The organism is Pseudomonas sp. NPDC088368 (assembly GCF_044753445.1).
Classification (GTDB): Bacteria; Pseudomonadota; Gammaproteobacteria; order Pseudomonadales; family Pseudomonadaceae; genus Aquipseudomonas; species Aquipseudomonas bambusae.
Window position 1 is genome coordinate 59,616 of the sequence record NZ_JBIVNG010000006.1, and the last position, 17,497, is coordinate 77,112.

The window sequence follows — 17,497 nt, forward strand, 5'->3', positions numbered from 1 at the left end:
GCGTTAAACCTATGAAAAACCTTTCAGTCTGGATCGTGATCGGGATGCTGCTGGGCGCCACCATTGGCGGTTTTCTGCACCCCGTTTTGAGTGAGTCCACCGCACAAATCGTGGTGTCCCAGTACTTGTCGATATTGACGGACCTGTTCTTGCGAGCGATCAAAATGATCATCGCGCCGTTGGTCTTTTGTGGTCTGGTGTCGGGGGTGGCCAACTTGCAGGACACACACGCCATTGGCCGCATGGGGCTGCGTGCGCTGGCCTGGTTTCTGTGCGCGTCGTTCATCTCCCTGCTGATCGGCATCCTGGCGTGCAATCTGCTTGATCTGGGCGGCGAGATGGCGAGTCACCTGCCCGTAGCTGCGGAGAGTTCAGGCATCAACGTTGCGCCTTTCAACCTCAAGTCCTTCATCACAAACATCATTCCGCAGAGCGTGATCAGTGCGATGGCCAGCAACGATATTTTGCAGATCGTGCTCTTTGCATTGCTGTTCGGTATTGCCACGGCGGCGGTTGGCGGGCCGTTGAAAGTCAGGGTCCTGGAACTGACGGATGCGGTCTTCGACATCATGTTGAAGCTCACGGGTTACATCATGTGGTTGGCACCCCTGGGCGTCGGGGCCGCGCTGTGTTCCATCGTCACGACCCGTGGGCTCGGCGTGTTGGCGACCTACGGAAAACTGTTGGGCGGCTATTACTTCGCGCTGTTTCTGCTGGCATTGCTGTTGATCGGGGCAGGGCGGGTGATTCTGGGACCTCGGGTTTTTCGCCTCTTGAGGCTGATTCGTGATCCGCTGCTGATCGGCTTTTCGACGTCGAGCAGCGAGGCGACATTCCCCAAGACCATCGAGCAATTGCAGCGTTTCGGGGTGTCGCGTCGGGTGTCCGGGTTCGTGCTGCCGCTGGGGTATTCGTTCAATCTGGACGGCGCGATGCTTTATCAAGCCTTTGCCGTCATTTTCATTGCCCAGGCGTTTCATATCGACATGACGTTCACCCAGCAGGTCGGAGTGCTGCTGGTAATGCTGTTGACCAGCAAAGGCATGGCTGGCGTTCCCCGCGCTTCTCTGGTGGTGGTCGCAGCCTCGTTGCCTTCGTTGGGCTTGCCAGCCTCCGGTTTGTTGCTGCTCTTGGGCATCGATCCGTTCTTCGACATGGGTCGTACCGCAATCAATGTGCTAGGCAACAGCATCGCCACGGCGTCAGTGGCGAAATGGGAGGGTGACCGTGGCGCTGAAACCGAGCCAGCACCGTCGCCTGTCGGGCGGCCAGCGGGTGCGCACATCGAACCTCTTTCCAATGCATGAAGGGAGAACATCAATGAAAACGGTCACGTCATCGCAACTGCCTTTACCGGGCGGGCATTACTCGCAAGGGGTCGTTGCGGGAAACCTGTTATTCGTTTCCGGGCAACTGCCTTTCGACCCTGCGTCGGGCACGTTTGCGGAAGGCATCGACGCTCAATTCCTTCAAGCCATGGCAAACGTGGAGGCGGTATTGGTTGCGGCGAATGCCACCTTGGCGAGTCTGGTAAACGTGCACATCTTCCTCTCGGATGTCGCGCACTGGACCACCGTAAACCAGCACTACGCACGGTTGCTGGGCGACCACAAACCCGCACGGGCGATCATTCCGTGCGGTGAACTTCACTACGGTGCCTTGGTGGAAATCACCGCCATCGCCGAACTCATCAACCCTGCACAGGAATAGCTGCCATGAATACGATCCTTGATCCACGCCCACAACCTGTCCAGCCCTCAGCGCCGGTTGAACTGGTGTTGTTTGATTTGCTGACCGCCTTGCTGGATTCCTGGACCCTGTGGAATACCGTGGCCGGTTCTGCGGAAAGGGGGCGGACGTGGCGTATGGCCTATTTGAAAGCGACCTACGGCTGTGGCAGCTACAGGCCTTATGAAACGCTGGTTGAAGAGGCTGCCATAGAGGTCGGTTTGGGGCCGCAGGCCGCGTCGAGTCTGGAGGCGCGTTGGGGTGAGTTGCAGCCGTGGCCAGAAGCCAAGGCGGTGTTGGCTGAGCTCCAGACGCGTTACAAGCTGGGGATCGTGACGAACTGTTCGGAGAGGCTGGGGCGGATGGCAGCGGACCTGCTGGGCGTGCCGTTTGACGTGATCATCACGTCGGAACAGGCCGGCTTCTATAAACCCGACCCGGCGCCGTATCGGCTTGCGCTGGAAGTGGCAGGCGTCGCCCCCGCCAACGCGGTGTTCGTGGCGGGTTCTGCCTATGATCTGTTTGGCACGGAAAAGGTCGGCCTGCCGACCATCTGGCACAACCGGATCGGTTTGACGGCTCCCGACGGGGCGCCCGCGCCTTTGATCATGAGACCGACGCTGGAGACGCTGGCGTCAGATATCGCGGGGTTGGATGGCACACCCTCAGTCGTCCTCTGACCCCCGAAACGCTTCAGCCAAAAACTCGGCAAACGCCCGCGCGGAGGGCTTGGCGGCCCTGCCCGCGGCGAATACGGCATGCAGATCGATCAGGCCCATGTCCCAATCCGGAAGGAGTCTGATCAGCTCGCCCGTTTCAATCTCTTTGCGACAGCCACCGAGGCTCATCGACACGATACCCAATCCCGCGACGGCCGCCGCGATGGACACTTCGTTGACCGTCACCAACAGTTGGCCACCGACGCGTACCGACGTGGTTTTTCCGGCCTTTTGAAAGGACCAGGACTGGCCGGTGCGTGACGGGCCAGCGATCACGGCGTGGTGCGTCAGGTCAGCCGGAATCAGTGGCACGCCCGCACGTTTCAGATACTCCGGCGACGCCGCCAGGACGCGGGGTGACGAGCAGATCCGCTTTGCCACGGCGGTGGAGTCGGTCAAAGCGCCGAAGCGCAACCCGACATCGACGCCGTCCGTTACGAAGTCCTGGCGTTGGTCGTCAAGGATCAGCTCGACTTTCAACCCGGGGTGTCTGTCCAGAAACGGCTGCAGTCGTGGCACCACGCCTCGAATCGCAAAGCTTGAAGAGATGCCGACGCGTAACACCCCACGGTAATCATCCGAGCCTCGGGCGGCCTGCTCGGCGTCTTCCAGCGCGTCGAGGATGGGTTCCAGTCGCGCCAGGAAGTCAGCGCCAGCCTCGGTCAGACTCACCGCGCGGGTAGTGCGCGTGAGGAGCGCGACACCCATGTTTTTTTCCAGCGAGGAGATGGTTCGCGAAACCCTAGGCTGGGGCAGGTTCAGGTCTCGACCGGCTGCGGAAAAGTTGCCTTGGCGGGCCACTCGGACGAAAAGTTTCAACGCGAGCAAGTGATCATTCATGACGGAAACGCATTTCTGAAATTCACGTTCGTTACCTAGTCCCATGGGGGGTGTGAGGGCTAGCCTTGGCGTTTTTACACCCCACGACGGAGTCTTTGATGGAAAAGCACATTGCGTTTATCACCGGCGGCAACCGCGGTATTGGCTTCGAAACAGCGCGGCAATTGGGGCAATTGGGCATTCATGTGGTCATCGGCGCTCGCGACAAAGCGTCGGGTCAGGCGGCAGTCGACCGCCTGCGCGAAGAACACATCGCGTCCGAAGCGATCACCTTCGATGTCACGTCCGAAGCCGATCATAAAGCGGCCTTCGATTACTTTTCCAGCCGCCATGGCCGGCTGGATATTCTGGTGAACAATGCAGGTCGTCATCTCGAAGGTGAGCCGGGCGTCGAACACCGCTACTCGACCTCGACGTTGCCCATGCAGGTGTTGCGTGACACGTTCGAAGCGAATTTCTTCGGGTTGATCGGTGTCACGACCGCGCTGCTGCCTCTGCTTCGGCAATCGGCGGCGGGTCGTATCGTCAACCTGTCCAGCATCCTCGGTTCGTTGTCCTTGCACGCCGACCCCACGTCGCCCATTTATGCGATGAAATCCGCCGCCTACGACAGCTCGAAAACCGCCGTGAACGCCTACACGATCCAGTTGGCCTACGACCTTCGGGACAGCGCCATCAAGGTCAACGCGGCCCACCCTGGCTGGGTGCAAACGGACATGGGCGGACGTGCAGCGCCGATGGGCATCAAGGAGGGCGCCCAGACCAGTGTGATTCTGGCGACCCTGCCAGCGGACGGTCCGACCGGCGGGTTTTTCCATCTGCATGATGCCTTGCCCTGGTAAGGCGCGCGCTGTTCGTGTCATTGAACGCGGCGCGCTTTCGTGCCATTGCAGGGCGTCGTCAGTGACACGAATACACCCGTTCTGCGGCGCCCAGGCCATCGTGACGTTGTCAGGGTGAGGCAGGGCTTGCACTGTCATGCGTCAGCGACGAGAAAGGCAGCTTGGCCGCGCATCACGGCCGGTCGCATGGAAATCGCCTGGAACCAGCGGCTAAAGTGCGGGTGCGCATCCCAATCGAGGGTGTCGCGCATGAAGTCGGCGATGGTAAACGCTGCGATATCCGCAATAGAAAACGCGTCGCCTGCCATGAAGGGCGACGTTTCTACGTACTTTTCCGTCGAGAGCAGTGCCGTGACTGCGCGTTCGTTCAGCGCCTGTATGGCGGGGGAAGGTGACTGCGGACGCAGCGCCCATGCCGCGTGACTCAGCGCAATCACGTCGGTGACGAAAAAGAAAAACCGTTCAAGCGTCAACGCTCGGGCAAGTGGGTCTTGCTGGGGGATGAGCCGGTTAGGACCCGTTTCGGCCGCGTAAAGAACGATCGCATTCGACTGCGACAGCGCAAACGTCTTGCCCTTATCCGGAATGATCAGGGTGGGCACTTTGCCGTGGGGATTGATCGCCAGGTGTGCGGCTTCCCGGTGCTCCCCTTGCGACAACGCCAGGTGAGTAATCTTGTAGGGTATTCCGGCTTCTTCAAGGGCGATGGCTGCACGGATGCAGTTGCCGGTCAACGCGCCATGGAGGTGCAGCGTCTGATTCATACGTGCCTCAACGCTAAGTGTGTGAGCCGTCTATGAAAAGGAAACGACCGATCAGCAAGGCCAGGCCGTTGCGCACCGGTCGTCTCCAGGGAGCATATCCTGCTTCAGACGCCGCGAATCAACGCCTCTCTCAAATCAGGTCCGGTGGGTGCCCAGCCAAGCAGTTTTCTGGCGTTCGTGGCGCGCACACGCGCGTTGGTCGCCAGGGCCACGCGAGCGAAGGGGCCGAGCGCTTCGACCGCTTCGTCATAGGGCCAACTGCGTGTTTCGCCTTTGAACCCAAGAGCGGCGTGGACAGCTTCGGCGATCTGCTGAAAGGTCGCTTCGCCGTTTTCCGCGAAAAAGAAGGCGCCTGACGGGGCGTTGTCGAGGGCCTGCACATACAGGTCGGCCAGGTCGCTGATGTAGACGTTGGACCAGACAGTCGCCCCTTTGCCGATGAACACCCCGGCACCCACGGCCTGTGACTGCTTGACCAGCTTGGGCAATTGGTCGCTGTCCTTGCGCAGCCCCAAGCCTGTGCCGTAGACCATGGACGGGCAGATGACGAAGGCCCGGATGCCGTCGTGAATGCCGGCCGACCGCACCAGTTGATCGATCCGGACCCTGCCGCCTCTGTGCAGTTGGGGTTCGAAAGGCGTGTCGTCCTGGAGGATGGCCTCGCTGGCAAATTCGCCCTTGGCGTCATCGCAAACGATGCTGGTGCCGCTGGTGTGGATCAGCGTTTTTCCACTGCCCTTGAGCGAGCTGATGAGGGTCTGGATGGAGAAGAAGTGATCCGAGTTGGCGGCGTTGATGGTGGCGTCGGATTCGGTGGCGCCTTTGTGCAGGGCACCGGCGTCGTCCAGTGTCCCGAGCAATGCCGAGATGCCCCGTTGTTCGAGTTGTGCGGCCTGTTCAGCGGTGCGCACGAGCCCCAGCACTTCATGGCCTTGTTCGATGAGCTTATGGCTGATCGAACCGCCCAGATACCCGGTAGCGCCAGTGACGAAAACTTTCATGGTGATCTTCCTCAGGGAATGTATTTCTGCTGACGCAGGCTAAAAATCGTGTCGATCAAAGACGCTTCAGGGCTTTTCATCGGGAGCGTGAAGCCGGCGCGGCGTATCTTGCCCATGTCTGAAAGCATGTCCTGTTTGATGCTGAAGACGAAGTCGCCGAACCCCCAATTGACCAGTTGCTGATACGGCACGGGTTTCAAATCGTGCTGATCTACCAGGCGCTGCCACGCTTCGGCCTTGTCAGGCATGTGTTGCGACAGCGAAACCGGTTGTGGCTCGGCCAGCTCAAGCTCAAACGCGTCGGCCACTTTTTGCCACAGGCGATTCCAGCGAAAAGGTTCGCCCACCAGATTGAACGCCTCATTGCGCGCGTTGCGATCCGCCGCTGCCCATAGGCTCGCGCGAGCCAGCCAGTCGGCGTCTGTGACCTGGGCCAATACACCGCTGTAGGTTTCCAGCGCGCCGGGGAACCGCAATGGCACCCCAGCCTGTTTGCTCAGTGCGGCGTAAACGGCGATGACCATGGCGATGTTCATGATGTTGCCAGCGATGTCTCCGATCACCGGGTCTGGCCGCAGGATCGACCATTCAAGCTCGCCCGCCCTGGCCCGTGCTCGCAGCAGGTCTTCCTGCGCGAAATAAAAGTTGGCGGCCAGGTGGCGGGGAGCATCTTCATAAAAGGGCGTGGAGATCGGGCCGCCCAAATGCGGGCCGTAGACTTTTGCGCCCTGGAACAAAACCACGCGCTCCAGATTCGCCCCGGCCTGTTTGAGCCCGTCCAGCACATTGGCCAGCATCGCGGTGTTGACGGTCGATTCGACCTGGGCATTCTGGTGGGGCACCAGCGCGGCATAGAACACATGGGTCGTGTCTTTAGCCTGCTTGAGCGCTTCTGCGGTGGCTTCAGCGTCCGTGATGTCGCAATGCACAATCTCGACGTCAGTTACCAGGGCGCGACGGGTCGCGCGGACGTTCCAACGGGGATTGCGCAAAAGCTCCCGGGTCACGGCATTGCCGATGATTCCGCTGGCGCCTACGACCAGCGCCGTTTTTGTCTCTGTCATGTGTTTGCCTGTCCTGCGAGAGCCCGCTCTCGCGATTGAGTGTTGCCGCCAGACGCGGCAGGGAGAAGGAATGACGCGCGGGTGCTTGAGGTGGGGAAGTGGCGGCGCAGCCTGGGTGCGTGACGCAGCCAACCCACATGAGCATTTGCGCTGCAGCGGATGCTGAGGTATTTGTGGCATGTCCACTATCCCCCAAAACTTAACAACAGATATTTGCCAGACAAATGAGTGATCGCTTTCAGGAACTGGTCGTTTTCACCCGCGCAGCGGACCTTGGCAGCTTCTCGGCGGCAGCTCGCGAGTTGGGGCTGTCTCAACCGTCGGTCTCCCGAATCATCTCGGAGCTGGAGACCCGTCTCGATACCCGGCTTCTGACCCGAAGCACGCGACGCATCGTCCCGACGGATGCGGGGGTTGTTTATCTGCAGAAGGCGCGTCAATTGCTGCATGACCTGGATGACGCCGAGGCGTCGGCGAAAGGGCAGGACAGCTTGCACGGAAGGCTGCGCGTGGCGTTACCGGCGATCCTGGCGGTGAGACACGTCATCCCCGAGCTGCCCGCGTTCGTCGCCCGGCATCCCAATCTGGACATCGAGTTGCTGACGTCGGACGACATGCACGATCTGATCGCCGAAGCGGCCGACCTGGCGGTAAGGTTCGGCCCTCTGGAAGACTCGAATTTTGGCGCGAAGAAGCTGGCCGTTGAAAACCGCCTGCTGGTGGCGTCACCTGTCTACCTCTCACGCTTCGGCATCCCTGAACATCCGCAGGATTTGCTCAACCACACGTGCGTGGCAGGGCCGGGTGGTTCGGCGAGCAAGCGCTGGTTGTTCACGGCCAATGGCCAGGCATTTGCCGTTCCTGTTCGCTCCAGAATCCGGGTGACGTCCTCGGAAGCGACCCTGGCCAGCGGGGTCGCAGGATTAGGCATCATCATCGCCTCGGAATGGATGTGCCGCGCCTCTCTCGCGGACGGCTCACTCGTCCGGCTTCTTCCGGGATACAGCCTGGACGCGGTGGACGTCCACGCGGTCTTTCCGAAAGGCCGCGTGCCGTCCAGTAAGGTGCGGATGTTCACCGAATTTCTGATCGAGGTGCTGGCGAAGGCCTGAGTTCTGCGGTCATTGAACAACACTTGGATGTCTTCTAGAATCCAAACACCGATTTTAGAGGTCCCCTGCACGTGCGAGATTTCAGACGATGAGAAAGTCCAGGCAAGAGGCTGCGCAAACCCGACAACGGATCGTTGAGGCTGCTTCTTGGGAGTTCCGCTGCAAAGGAATCGGTGATACCGGGCTCGCAGACATCATGGCCGCTGCGGGGTTGACCCATGGCGGTTTCTACAAGCACTTCGACTCCAAGGACCAAGTGGTCGAAGAATCCCTCACCCTGGCGATCGACGGGGTGGTTGGCACCGTGGAAGCCACGTTGTCGGCGCATTCAGGCAAGAAGGCGATGAACACCGTCGTTGCGGATTACCTGTCGGTCGAGCACCGCGACGATCCTTCCGGAGGTTGCCCGTTCGTGGGGCTTGGCATCGAGCTGTCCAGAAGCAGCGACAGCGTGCGTGACGTCGCGACCGCCGGTTTCAAGAAGCTCATTGACACCCTCGCCAGCAGCTATGCGGAGATGACGTCGGCGGCGGCCAAAAAGGAAGCGATGGTGACGCTGTCGACAATCATCGGCGCGGCCACGCTGGCGCGGATCGTCAACGACGAAGCCTTGTCCACAACCCTGTTGCAGCAGGCGCGGCTAAGCCTGACCCAGTGATCCCGGTGTCAACTCCGCGCCCCCCGCGACATCCCATCGCGGGGGCTGCACAGGCACTGCGCTTTATTTTTCAGCCAGCGCTGCTGATCCCTCCTTGCCGTGACTGGCGACCTCCGCGCCTTCATCCCATCCGCCCCCCAATGACCTGAAGACGCTCACGGCCGCACGGGCTGAATTCGCACGCGTGCCGTCGAGGTCATCACGGGCGGCCAGCAGTTGCCGGTCAGAATCAAGCACATCCGTCAGGGTGATAGAGCCCGCCTTATAGGCGCTCTCCGAGAGATTTCGGGCCCGCTGGAGTGATGCGACCTCATTCTCAAGCACCTGCTGCCGGACACTGGACTGTGTCAGCGCCGTGACCGCGTTTTCCACATCCTCCGACGCCCGCAATGCGGCCTGACGGTACAGGGCGAGCGCCTCGGCATTTTCGCCCTTGGCTTGCGCCACCTCAGCGGCTACTTTGCCGAAATCGAAGAGCCGCCAGCGCAGGGCGGCTACGCCGATCGGCTGGAAGGTCCGTGAGTTGAACAGGTGGCTGGCGTGGGTGTTGTCGAACCCCAGCACCGCCGAGAGCGACAGTTTCGGGTAGTAATCGGCCACGGCGGCGCCGATCCGTTCATTGGCGGCCGCCAGACGCCGTTCGGCAGCGATGATGTCTGGACGCCTTCTCAAGACGTCAACCGGGCGAGCGCTGTCACTGATCGACGGAATGCCCGGAATGTCGGATGGGGCCGCCAATTCCTGTGCGTAGGTGCCCGGCTGGACGCCCAACAGCACGTCCAGTCGGTTCAGTTGCGCTTCGAGGGCGGTCCGCAGCGTGGGCACCGTGGCCATCGCCTGTTGCAACAGGGCTTCGGCTTGCGCCACCTCGCGGTCTTGCGAGGCACCGGCCTGCACGCGGGCCTTCACCAGGCTGAGCAACTGTTGATCGGTGTCGATCTGGTTTTGCGCCACGCTCAGTCGAGCCTGATAGCCTCTGATTTGCAGGTAGGCGTCGGCGACGTCGGCGGCCACGGTGATTCGCGTCCCCAACTGATCGGCCTCGGCAGCGGTCGCTTCGGCCCGCGCGGCAGCGGCCTTGCGGCGCAAACCTCCCGCCAGGTCAAGCTCCCAACTGGCGGCCGGGCCGACATTGAATTCCCGCTGATGGCGGTCATAACCAGGGAAGCCGCGCGCCAGACGGCCGTCGGCACTGTCCAGACTCTGGTGTTGCACCGTCGCACTGGCATCGAAGTCCGCCGTCGGCAACAGGTCCGCCCCGGCTCCGGCGGCGGCCGCTCTGGCCTGATCCACCCGAGCGAAGGCGGCGACGATGTCCAGGTTCTGCGCCAGGGCGCGTTCGAGCAACCGTGACAACACCGGGTCGTTGAATCCCGTCCACCAAGTGTCCAGCCGTGGTGCCGTTGCCGCGTTTTTCACCTGTGGCAAATCAGTGTGAAACGGGGCCAGCTCAATGTTCGGCTGTTTGTAATCCGGCCCTACCGAACAGGCGGACAGGGCCAGACTCAGCGACAGGCCGGTGCTCAGTGCCATGAAAGCCTGACGCAGCCGGAAGGGCGCAGGCATGTAGAAAGGTTGGGCACCGACAGTGGCGTTCTGTTGAACACGGACGACATTCATTTAACGAGCTCCTTGCGGCCAAGCTTGCGGATCAGGATGTAAAACGCAGGCGTGAACAGCAGGCCGAACCCGGTCACGCCGAGCATGCCGAACAACACCGCGGTGCCCAGCGATTGCCGCATCTCTGCACCGGCGCCTGTTGCAATGGCCAACGGCACCACGCCCAGAATGAACGCAAACGACGTCATCAAAATCGGCCTGAGACGCGTCCGTGCCGCGTGCACCGCCGCTTCGGTCGGGGAGAAGCCGTCGTCTTCTTTCTGTCGGGCGAATTCGACGATCAGGATCGCGTTCTTCGCCGCCAGTCCCACCAGCACCACGAAGCCGATTTCCGCCAGGATGTCGATGGGCATGCCCCGCGCCATCAGGCCAGTGACGGACGCCAGGATGCACATCGGCACGATCAGCACGATTGCCAGCGGCAAGCGCCAGCTTTCGTACTGGGCGACGAGGACCAGAAAGACGAACAATGCGGCTGCGCCGAAGACCAGCAGCGTCGGCGTGCCGTGCTGTTGTTGCTGGAAGGCGAGGTCGGTCCATTCGAACTCGATGCCTTTCGGAAGCGTTTGATGAGCCAGTTCTTCCATGCGTTGCAGGGCCGTACCGGACGCTACGCCCGGTGCGGCGCCGCCCAGAATCTCGGCTGCCGGAAACAGGTTGTAGCGGGGCACTCGATAGGGAATGGTGTCGGTCTTCAGCTGTGCGACAGTCCCGATGGGCACCATGTCTCCGGCGGCATTTCGCGCCTTGAGCCGAGTGATGTCTTCGCCGCTCTGGCGGAATTGTCCGTCGGCCTGCGCAATCACCTGATAGGTGCGGCCCAGGTAGTTGAAGTCGTTAACGTACTGCGAGCCCAGATAGACCTGCAGCGTCGAGAACACATCGGTGGGCGTCAGGCCCACTTGTTGGGCTTTCAGGCGGTCCAGATCGGTATAGACGGACGGCGAATTGGCGTTGAACAGCGTGAAAACGCCTGCGAACATCGGGTCTTTGTTGGCAGCGGCCACTAATGCGTTGGACGCTTCGACCAGCGCTTTCGGCCCAAGCCCGGCCCTGTCTTCGATCATCATTTTGAAGCCTCCCGCGCTGCCCAATCCCTGGACGGGTGGAGGCTGGATCACCAGCACGCGCGCTTCCTTGATAGCCGACAGCTTCTGACGAAGCGCCGCCAGTGCGGTACTGGCCGTGACCCCCTCGACCTCATGGTTGTACAGCGAAGGCAGCCCGACAAAGATGGTGCCGGCGTTGGAGGCAATGGTGGACGTCGTGGCGTCAAGCCCCGCGAAAGGCGCGACGTGCTCGATGCCAGGGGTGCCGAGGATGATTTCCGTCGCCTCTTTGACGACCTTCTCGGTCCTGCTCAGCGAAGAGCCCGGGGGAAGCTGAATGATGGTCAACAGCAGACCCTGGTCTTGCTCCGGGATAAACCCGGTCGGTGTCTGGGAGAATTCGACACCCGCGAGTGCGATCAACCCGACGTACACCACCAGCACCAGCGCAAGCCCCCGGATCAGTCGCCGTGTCAGTGTTCCGTATCCTGCGGAAATGCGCTCGAACCCATCGTTGAACACAGCAAACCCACGGTTCACCACGCGCCGGACAGGCCCGGGATTGGACGTCGCCGCTTCATCACGGGACTTGAACAACACCGCGCAGAGGGCAGGGCTCAACGTCAGCGAGACGAAACAGGAGATGACGGTCGAGGCCGCGATGGTGATCGCGAACTGACGGAAAAACAGCCCCGAGATACCGCTGACAAACGCGGCCGGTACGAACACCGCACACAGCGTCAGTGCAATGGAGAGCAACGCACCGCCGACTTCGTCCATCGTGCGGTGGGCCGCGTCTTTGGGCGAAAGCCCGTCGTGGATGTTCCGTTCGACGTTTTCGACGACCACGATGGCGTCGTCCACCACGATCCCCACCGCCAACACGAGACCGAACAGCGAGAGGTTATTGAGCGAGATGCCGAACGGGTAGAGCAGGATGAACGAGCCAAGCAGGGAAACCGGAATCGCGATCACCGGAATGATCGTGGCGCGCCAGTTCTGCAGGAAGATGAACACCACGCACACCACCAGCAAGATGGCGATGAAAATCGTGACGATCACTTCATCGACCGATTTGCCGACGAAGTTGGTGGGGTCGTAGATGATTTCGTAGTCGACGCCAGGCGGGAAGCTCTTCTTGAGTTCCTGCATCGTTGACAGGACTTCACGCTCCACGGTCAAAGAGTTCGCGCTGGGCACCGAGAACATCGCCAGCGAGGCCGAGTCAGTGCGGTCCATGAACGCCGACGAGCCATAGTTCGCTGCGCCGAGTTCGACCCGGCCGATATCACGAATACGCGTCACCCGGCCCTGATCGTCCGACTTGACGATGACATCAGCGAACTGCTCGGGTGTCGACAGCCGCCCCATGGTTTCGACGTTGATCTGGTAGGCGTTTTCGTTGGGCACGGGGGGCTGGTTCAGGATGCCCGCGGACACTTGAAGGTTCTGAGCGCGGAGTGCGTTGAACACCTCTTGGGCGTTCAGGTTTCGGGCAGCGACCTTGTCCGGGTCGAGCCAGACGCGCATGGCGTATTGGCGCTCGCCGTAAAACTGAATATCGCCAACACCGGGCAACCTCGCCAACACGTCCCTGACGTTCAGGGTGATGTAGTTCGAGAGGTAAAGCAGGTCTCGCGACTTGTCAGGCGAGTAGAAATGCACCGCGACTAGAATGGCCGGAGTGGTTTTGCGCACGTGCACGCCTTGGCGCTGAACATCCTCGGGCAGGCGGGTCAGTGCGTCCTGTACGCGGTTTTGCGTGAGCATCTGCGCGATGTTCAGGTCGGTCCCGATCCGAAACGTCACGGTGAGCGTGAGGTTGCCGTCGCCCGTGGACTGGCTGTTCATGTACAGCATGTTTTCGACGCCGTTGATCTGTTGTTCAAGCGGCGTGGCGACGGTGCGGGCGATGGTTTCGGCGGAAGCGCCGGGGTAAGAGGTCGTGATCTGTACGGTGGGCGGGACGATTTCCGGGTACTGCGCGACCGGGAGCACGAACATCACCCCCAGACCGATCAGCGTCAGGAAAGCGCTCACGACGGTCGCGAAACGTGGCCGTTCGATAAAGAAATGGGCAATACGCATGGTGGGCTCAGTCCTGATTGGCAGCGAACTGGAGGTCGCTGTCTTGTGGGTCGACCTTGGCCCCCGGACTTGCGTAAGGCAGGCCCCCGACGATGACGCGATCGTTTTCATCCAGACCGGACTGAATCACTCGCAAGCCACCGCGCTTGTCGCCGGGTTTCACCAGCTTGGGCACAACGGTGTTGTCGGCGCCTACGGTCATGACGGTGTATTGAGACTGGTCAGGCAGCACGGCGGCGTCAGGAATCAGCAACGTAGGCGCGGCGTGAGCGACGGCCAGACGGACCCTGGCGAACTCGCCTGGAATCAGGAACAGATCGGGATTGGGCACCGTGGCTCGCGCATGGATCGTCCCACTGGCCCGATCCAGCACGTTATTGATGAAGTCGAGCGTGCCTGATCGGGCAAATTGCTGATCGCCGCCCAGGGCGAACTCGACTTTGTTCGATGGCAGCTCGCGCAGTTGCTTGCGGTACTGGGTGAAGGTCTGAAAATCGGATTCGCTCAGGTCGAAGTCCAGATGGATCGGGTCCAGCGAAACGAGGGCGGCCAACAGGGTGGTCGGGCTGGTCGCGGCGCGGCTGCCCGCGATGAGGTTCCCCACCGAGACCAGGTGCGTGCCAATGCGGCCGCTGAACGGCGCGACGATGCGGCAATGTTCCATGTCCAGTTGGGCGTCGCGGATCTGCGCCTTCGCATCATCGGCAGAGGCGGCGGCGGAGAGCTGTTCTGCGGTGCGTTGCTCGACGCTTTGCACGGTGCCCGCGCTGCTCTTCACCAGGTCCTGGGCGCGGCGCAGCTCGCGGTCTGCCAGTTGGAGCCGGGCTTTTGCGGTTTCCAGCTGCGCGGTGGCCTGGGACAGTTTTATTTCGTACGGGCGCGAATCAATGGTGAAGAGCACTTGGCCTTTCTGAACGATTTCGCCGTCCTTGAAATAAATGCCGGTGAGGGTCCCGCCGACCTGGGCGCGCAGCTCGACTTGATCGACTGCCGAGAACTGGCCGAGTAAACCCAGCCGGGTGTCGAGGTCCTTTTTGAGTGGCTTGCTGACGGACACCTTCGCTGGCGGAGGGGGCGTGGGATTCGCCGCGCTGCCTTTGTGGGCAAAAAAGTATCCGCCTGCGACGCCGAGGACGATCAATAACACCAGCAAAAACCAGCCCGTCGCGTGGCTCTTTTTGGCAGGTCGGCCGTGGTGGCTCTCTTGGTTCAACCCATTGTCCAGCCTTGTTTCCGTGTTCACTCGGTGACGCCCCCCGCCCAATGTCGTAGCACATGATGTGTGGCTTTTCGCGCAGATGCAGACAAAACCGGTCGCAAGGCATGCGCCTTTGAGACTCGGTCAACCGTCGGATCAAATGCCGCGTCGAGCATCTTGGATGTTTTGTAACTTCTAATTTCGAGAAAGGATTACATTCAACATCCAATCGGGTCAACGGGTCATGTGTCGCGATAAAATCCGCGTGGGATGGGTAGGGAAAGGTTTCCTCGATTCAGGAGATCCCTTGGGATGAATATGGGGCTACCATGGCGCAACGTCATTTGGTCACCTCAGCGAGAACCCCTCACCATGCTGGACAGCCTCAGCGGCATCATGGCCTTCGTGCAGGTCGCGGAAACCCGGAGCTTTACCGAAGCCGCCCGTTTGATGGAGATTTCGTCCTCGGCGGTGGGCAAGAGTGTGTCGCGCATGGAAGAGCGCTTGGGCGTGCGGCTGTTTCACCGCAGCACCCGTAGCGTCACCCTGACCGCCGAAGGCGAGCTGTTTCTGGAGCGGTGCAAACGCATCATTCAAGAGGCCGAGCAGGCGGAAATCGAGCTGTCGCAGTTGGCGGACGAACCGCGCGGCAAGTTGCGCATCAGCGTGCCGTTGCAGAACACGCTGATCTTTCCGCTGCTGACCGGCTTCATGCAGGCGTACCCGCAAATCGAGCTGGACGTGGACCTGTCCGACCGCATGGTGGACGTGATCGAAGAAGGCTTCGATGCCGTGGTGCGCACCGGGCAGCCGTCGGATTCGCGGCTGATGGCGCGCAAGCTGGGGGAATACAAGCTCGAACTGGTGGCCTCCCCGGAGTATCTCGCCCGCCGGGGCCGACCGACCCACCCGGATCAATTGCGCAATCATGCGTGCCTGCTGCACAAATTCCCCGCCACCGGGTCTCTTGAGCGCTGGCCGGTCCGCGATCCGGACGCCGACAGCGACCCGGAACTGGGCCGGGTCATCGCGTGCACAACCACTGACGCGCTGACCCACATGGCGCTGGAAGGGCTGGGCATTGCGTGCCTGGCAGACTTCTCGACGATTCAGGCGTTGCGCGACGGCAAGCTTGAACGCGTGCTGCCGGAATTCACTGATCATCGAGGCTCGCTGTGGATGCTGTGGCCGTCGAGCCGCAACGCCACGCCGAAGCTGCGGGTGTTTATCGACTATTTCAAACAGCACATCGCGACGGTAGAGCAGCCCTGACGCGACGAAAGGGGATTACAGCCGAATAGTCCGAATTGTTGTGACGGTTGGGCTGTTTATCTCGTTCGGGAAAAGCCTTGTACTAGCCGCCAGTGCCCAGGCCTGAAAGCGCTGGCTTTCGGGCGGGCAAGCGTCTTTTCCCTATCCGAACGAGGCAATCATGTCCAAGCTCCATACCCCGGTCACCGTCGGCCCCTTCACGTTTTCCCACCGCGTCGTGCTGGCGCCCCTGACTCGCATGCGTGCCGAAGAGGGCGCCCGTCCCGGCGCCTTGATGGCTGAGTACTACGCACAGCGCGCTTCCGAGGGCGGCTTTCTCATTGGCGAAGCGACCATCGCGGCGCCCAACGGCAACGGCTATCTCGGCGCGCCAGGTCTGTTCGATGATAGCCAGATCGCTGGCTGGAAACAGGTCACCGACGCTGTCCATGCCAAGGGTGCAAAAATCTTCCTGCAGCTCTACCACGCCGGTCGCCAGTCCAACAGCGAAGTGCAGCCCCACGGCAGCATCCCGGTCGGTCCGTCGGAAGTGCTCCACGGCGGGGTCGCTTACACCCAGGAAGGCTGGGTGCCGAATACCCCGAACCGTGCGCTGACCGTCGACGAAATCGCCGAACTGGTCGAGAGCTTCCGCACCGCCGCCGAGCGTGGCGTGAAAGCCGGTTTTGACGGCGTCGAACTGCACGGCGCCAACGGTTATCTGGTGGATCAATTCCTTCAGGACAACAGCAACAAACGCACCGACAGCTACGGCGGGTCGTTCGAAAACCGTGCACGGTTTCTGCTGGAAGTGACGAACGCGCTGATCTCGGTCTGGGGTTCGAACCGCGTGGCCGTCCGCCTTGGCCCAAGCGGCACCTGGGGGGACATGGGCGATGCCGATCCGGAAGGGCTATTCACTTACGTCGCCCAGCAACTGGCGCCGCTGAACCTGGCGTATCTGCACCTGATCGAGCCGCGCATCCTGGGCAACGTGGAAGATGAAAATGCTGACCCGGCTCCTGTTGCGGCACAGATGATCCGCAAGCATTTCCCGGGCGTGATCATCGCGGCGGGCGGTTTCGACGGCGAAGGCGCCGAAGCGATCATTCGTGCCGGCGATGCGGACCTGGTGGCGTTCGGTCGCCACTTCATCGCCAACCCGGACCTGCCGGAAAGACTGCGTCTCAAACTGCCACTGAACGCCTACGACCGTCCGACCTTCTTCGGCGGCACGGAAGTCGGCTACATCGATTACCCGTTCTACGAAGCAGCCGCCGTGGTGTGACAGCCAAGCGGTGCAATCGAGCCGACAGCGATCCTTCGCTGTCGGCTTTTTTGTGGGCACGGCCCGCGGCCAGATGCGAACTCGACTTCGACGCGACCCGCTTCTGCCCGAAGGGCGTAGGAGCAAGCTTGCTCGCGATCGGCTGCGGAGCAGTCGCAAATCCGGTGTCTGCGGTCTGCCTGACGAAACCGAGGTGATCGCTTTTACTGCCGCTACGCGCCAGATCGTAGGCAAGCCAACTCCCACGGCCTTCGGCCAGAATCAAAAGCAGGTTG

Annotated in this window: 15 protein-coding genes; 8 read left to right on the plus strand and 7 right to left on the minus strand. The window is 61.4% G+C overall.

What is annotated here, in order from left to right:
• The first annotated feature begins 11 nt into the window (after positions 1 to 11).
• Genes ACIQAL_RS14330 through ACIQAL_RS14340 form a run of 3 tightly spaced genes read left to right on the plus strand, consistent with a single transcriptional unit; the run spans position 12 to position 2,408 of the window.
• The gene (locus tag ACIQAL_RS14330; RefSeq protein ID WP_401146374.1) at positions 12 to 1,307 is read left to right on the plus strand and encodes a dicarboxylate/amino acid:cation symporter; all 1,296 of its coding nucleotides are present in this window, start codon (positions 12 to 14) and stop codon (positions 1,305 to 1,307) included.
• Positions 1,308 to 1,320: 13 nt separating this feature from the next.
• A complete protein-coding gene (locus ACIQAL_RS14335) occupies positions 1,321 to 1,710 on the plus strand; it encodes a RidA family protein (protein ID WP_401146377.1) in 390 nt (129 codons plus the stop codon).
• Positions 1,711 to 1,715: 5 nt separating this feature from the next.
• The gene (locus ACIQAL_RS14340; protein WP_401146380.1) at positions 1,716 to 2,408 is read left to right on the plus strand and encodes an HAD-IA family hydrolase; all 693 of its coding nucleotides are present in this window, start codon (positions 1,716 to 1,718) and stop codon (positions 2,406 to 2,408) included.
• Here the strand turns inward: ACIQAL_RS14340 and ACIQAL_RS14345 are convergent.
• A complete protein-coding gene (locus tag ACIQAL_RS14345) occupies positions 2,394 to 3,287 on the minus strand; it encodes a LysR substrate-binding domain-containing protein (protein WP_401146383.1) in 894 nt (297 codons plus the stop codon). The genes ACIQAL_RS14340 and ACIQAL_RS14345 overlap by 15 nt on opposite strands.
• A 98-nt stretch (positions 3,288 to 3,385) precedes the next feature.
• Here ACIQAL_RS14345 and ACIQAL_RS14350 point away from each other — a divergent pair, with 98 nt between their 5' ends.
• Positions 3,386 to 4,129, plus strand: a complete 744-nt coding sequence (locus ACIQAL_RS14350; protein WP_401146386.1) for an SDR family oxidoreductase — start codon at positions 3,386 to 3,388, stop codon at positions 4,127 to 4,129.
• 134 nt (positions 4,130 to 4,263) lie between these two features.
• Here ACIQAL_RS14350 and ACIQAL_RS14355 read toward each other — a convergent pair whose 3' ends face one another.
• From ACIQAL_RS14355 to ACIQAL_RS14365, 3 genes are all read right to left on the minus strand, one after another.
• The gene (locus ACIQAL_RS14355) at positions 4,264 to 4,893 is read right to left on the minus strand and encodes a glutathione S-transferase family protein (RefSeq protein WP_166595370.1); all 630 of its coding nucleotides are present in this window, start codon (positions 4,891 to 4,893) and stop codon (positions 4,264 to 4,266) included.
• Between the two features lie 104 nt (positions 4,894 to 4,997).
• Entirely contained in the window at positions 4,998 to 5,894 is an 897-nt protein-coding gene (locus tag ACIQAL_RS14360; protein WP_401146389.1) for an NAD-dependent epimerase/dehydratase family protein, read from the minus strand.
• A gap of 11 nt (positions 5,895 to 5,905) precedes the next feature.
• Complete coding sequence (locus tag ACIQAL_RS14365; RefSeq protein ID WP_401146392.1) at positions 5,906 to 6,958, minus strand: SDR family oxidoreductase; 1,053 nt, start codon at positions 6,956 to 6,958, stop codon at positions 5,906 to 5,908.
• 224 nt (positions 6,959 to 7,182) lie between these two features.
• Here ACIQAL_RS14365 and ACIQAL_RS14370 point away from each other — a divergent pair, with 224 nt between their 5' ends.
• Together ACIQAL_RS14370 and ACIQAL_RS14375 are read left to right on the plus strand one after the other, a co-directional pair.
• Complete coding sequence (locus ACIQAL_RS14370; protein ID WP_401146395.1) at positions 7,183 to 8,070, plus strand: LysR family transcriptional regulator; 888 nt, start codon at positions 7,183 to 7,185, stop codon at positions 8,068 to 8,070.
• 88 nt (positions 8,071 to 8,158) lie between these two features.
• Positions 8,159 to 8,728: a TetR/AcrR family transcriptional regulator gene (locus ACIQAL_RS14375; protein ID WP_166595374.1), complete on the plus strand. Its 570-nt coding sequence runs from the start codon at positions 8,159 to 8,161 to the stop codon at positions 8,726 to 8,728.
• 63 nt (positions 8,729 to 8,791) lie between these two features.
• On the opposite strand, the gene ACIQAL_RS14380 is transcribed toward ACIQAL_RS14375, so the two are convergent.
• From ACIQAL_RS14380 to ACIQAL_RS14390, 3 genes are read right to left on the minus strand one after another with little or no spacing between them, the layout of a single operon-like run.
• Positions 8,792 to 10,348, minus strand: coding sequence for an efflux transporter outer membrane subunit (locus tag ACIQAL_RS14380; protein ID WP_401146398.1), 1,557 nt, complete (start codon positions 10,346 to 10,348; stop codon positions 8,792 to 8,794).
• Positions 10,345 to 13,485 (minus strand): efflux RND transporter permease subunit, encoded by a 3,141-nt coding sequence (locus ACIQAL_RS14385; RefSeq protein ID WP_401146401.1) that lies wholly within the window; start codon positions 13,483 to 13,485, stop codon positions 10,345 to 10,347. Before ACIQAL_RS14385 ends, ACIQAL_RS14380 begins: the two co-directional genes overlap by 4 nt.
• A gap of 7 nt (positions 13,486 to 13,492) precedes the next feature.
• On the minus strand, positions 13,493 to 14,698 hold the full coding sequence (locus tag ACIQAL_RS14390) for an efflux RND transporter periplasmic adaptor subunit (protein ID WP_401146404.1): 1,206 nt from the start codon (positions 14,696 to 14,698) through the stop codon (positions 13,493 to 13,495).
• A 360-nt stretch (positions 14,699 to 15,058) separates the two neighbouring features.
• On the opposite strand from ACIQAL_RS14390, the gene ACIQAL_RS14395 reads away from it, so the two are divergent.
• Positions 15,059 to 15,955 carry a LysR family transcriptional regulator gene (locus ACIQAL_RS14395; protein ID WP_401147133.1) on the plus strand — a complete coding sequence of 299 codons (897 nt, stop codon included), beginning with the start codon at positions 15,059 to 15,061 and terminating at the stop codon, positions 15,953 to 15,955.
• A 160-nt stretch (positions 15,956 to 16,115) separates the two neighbouring features.
• Positions 16,116 to 17,222 (plus strand): alkene reductase, encoded by a 1,107-nt coding sequence (locus ACIQAL_RS14400; protein WP_401146406.1) that lies wholly within the window; start codon positions 16,116 to 16,118, stop codon positions 17,220 to 17,222.
• The last annotated feature ends 275 nt before the right edge of the window (positions 17,223 to 17,497 follow it).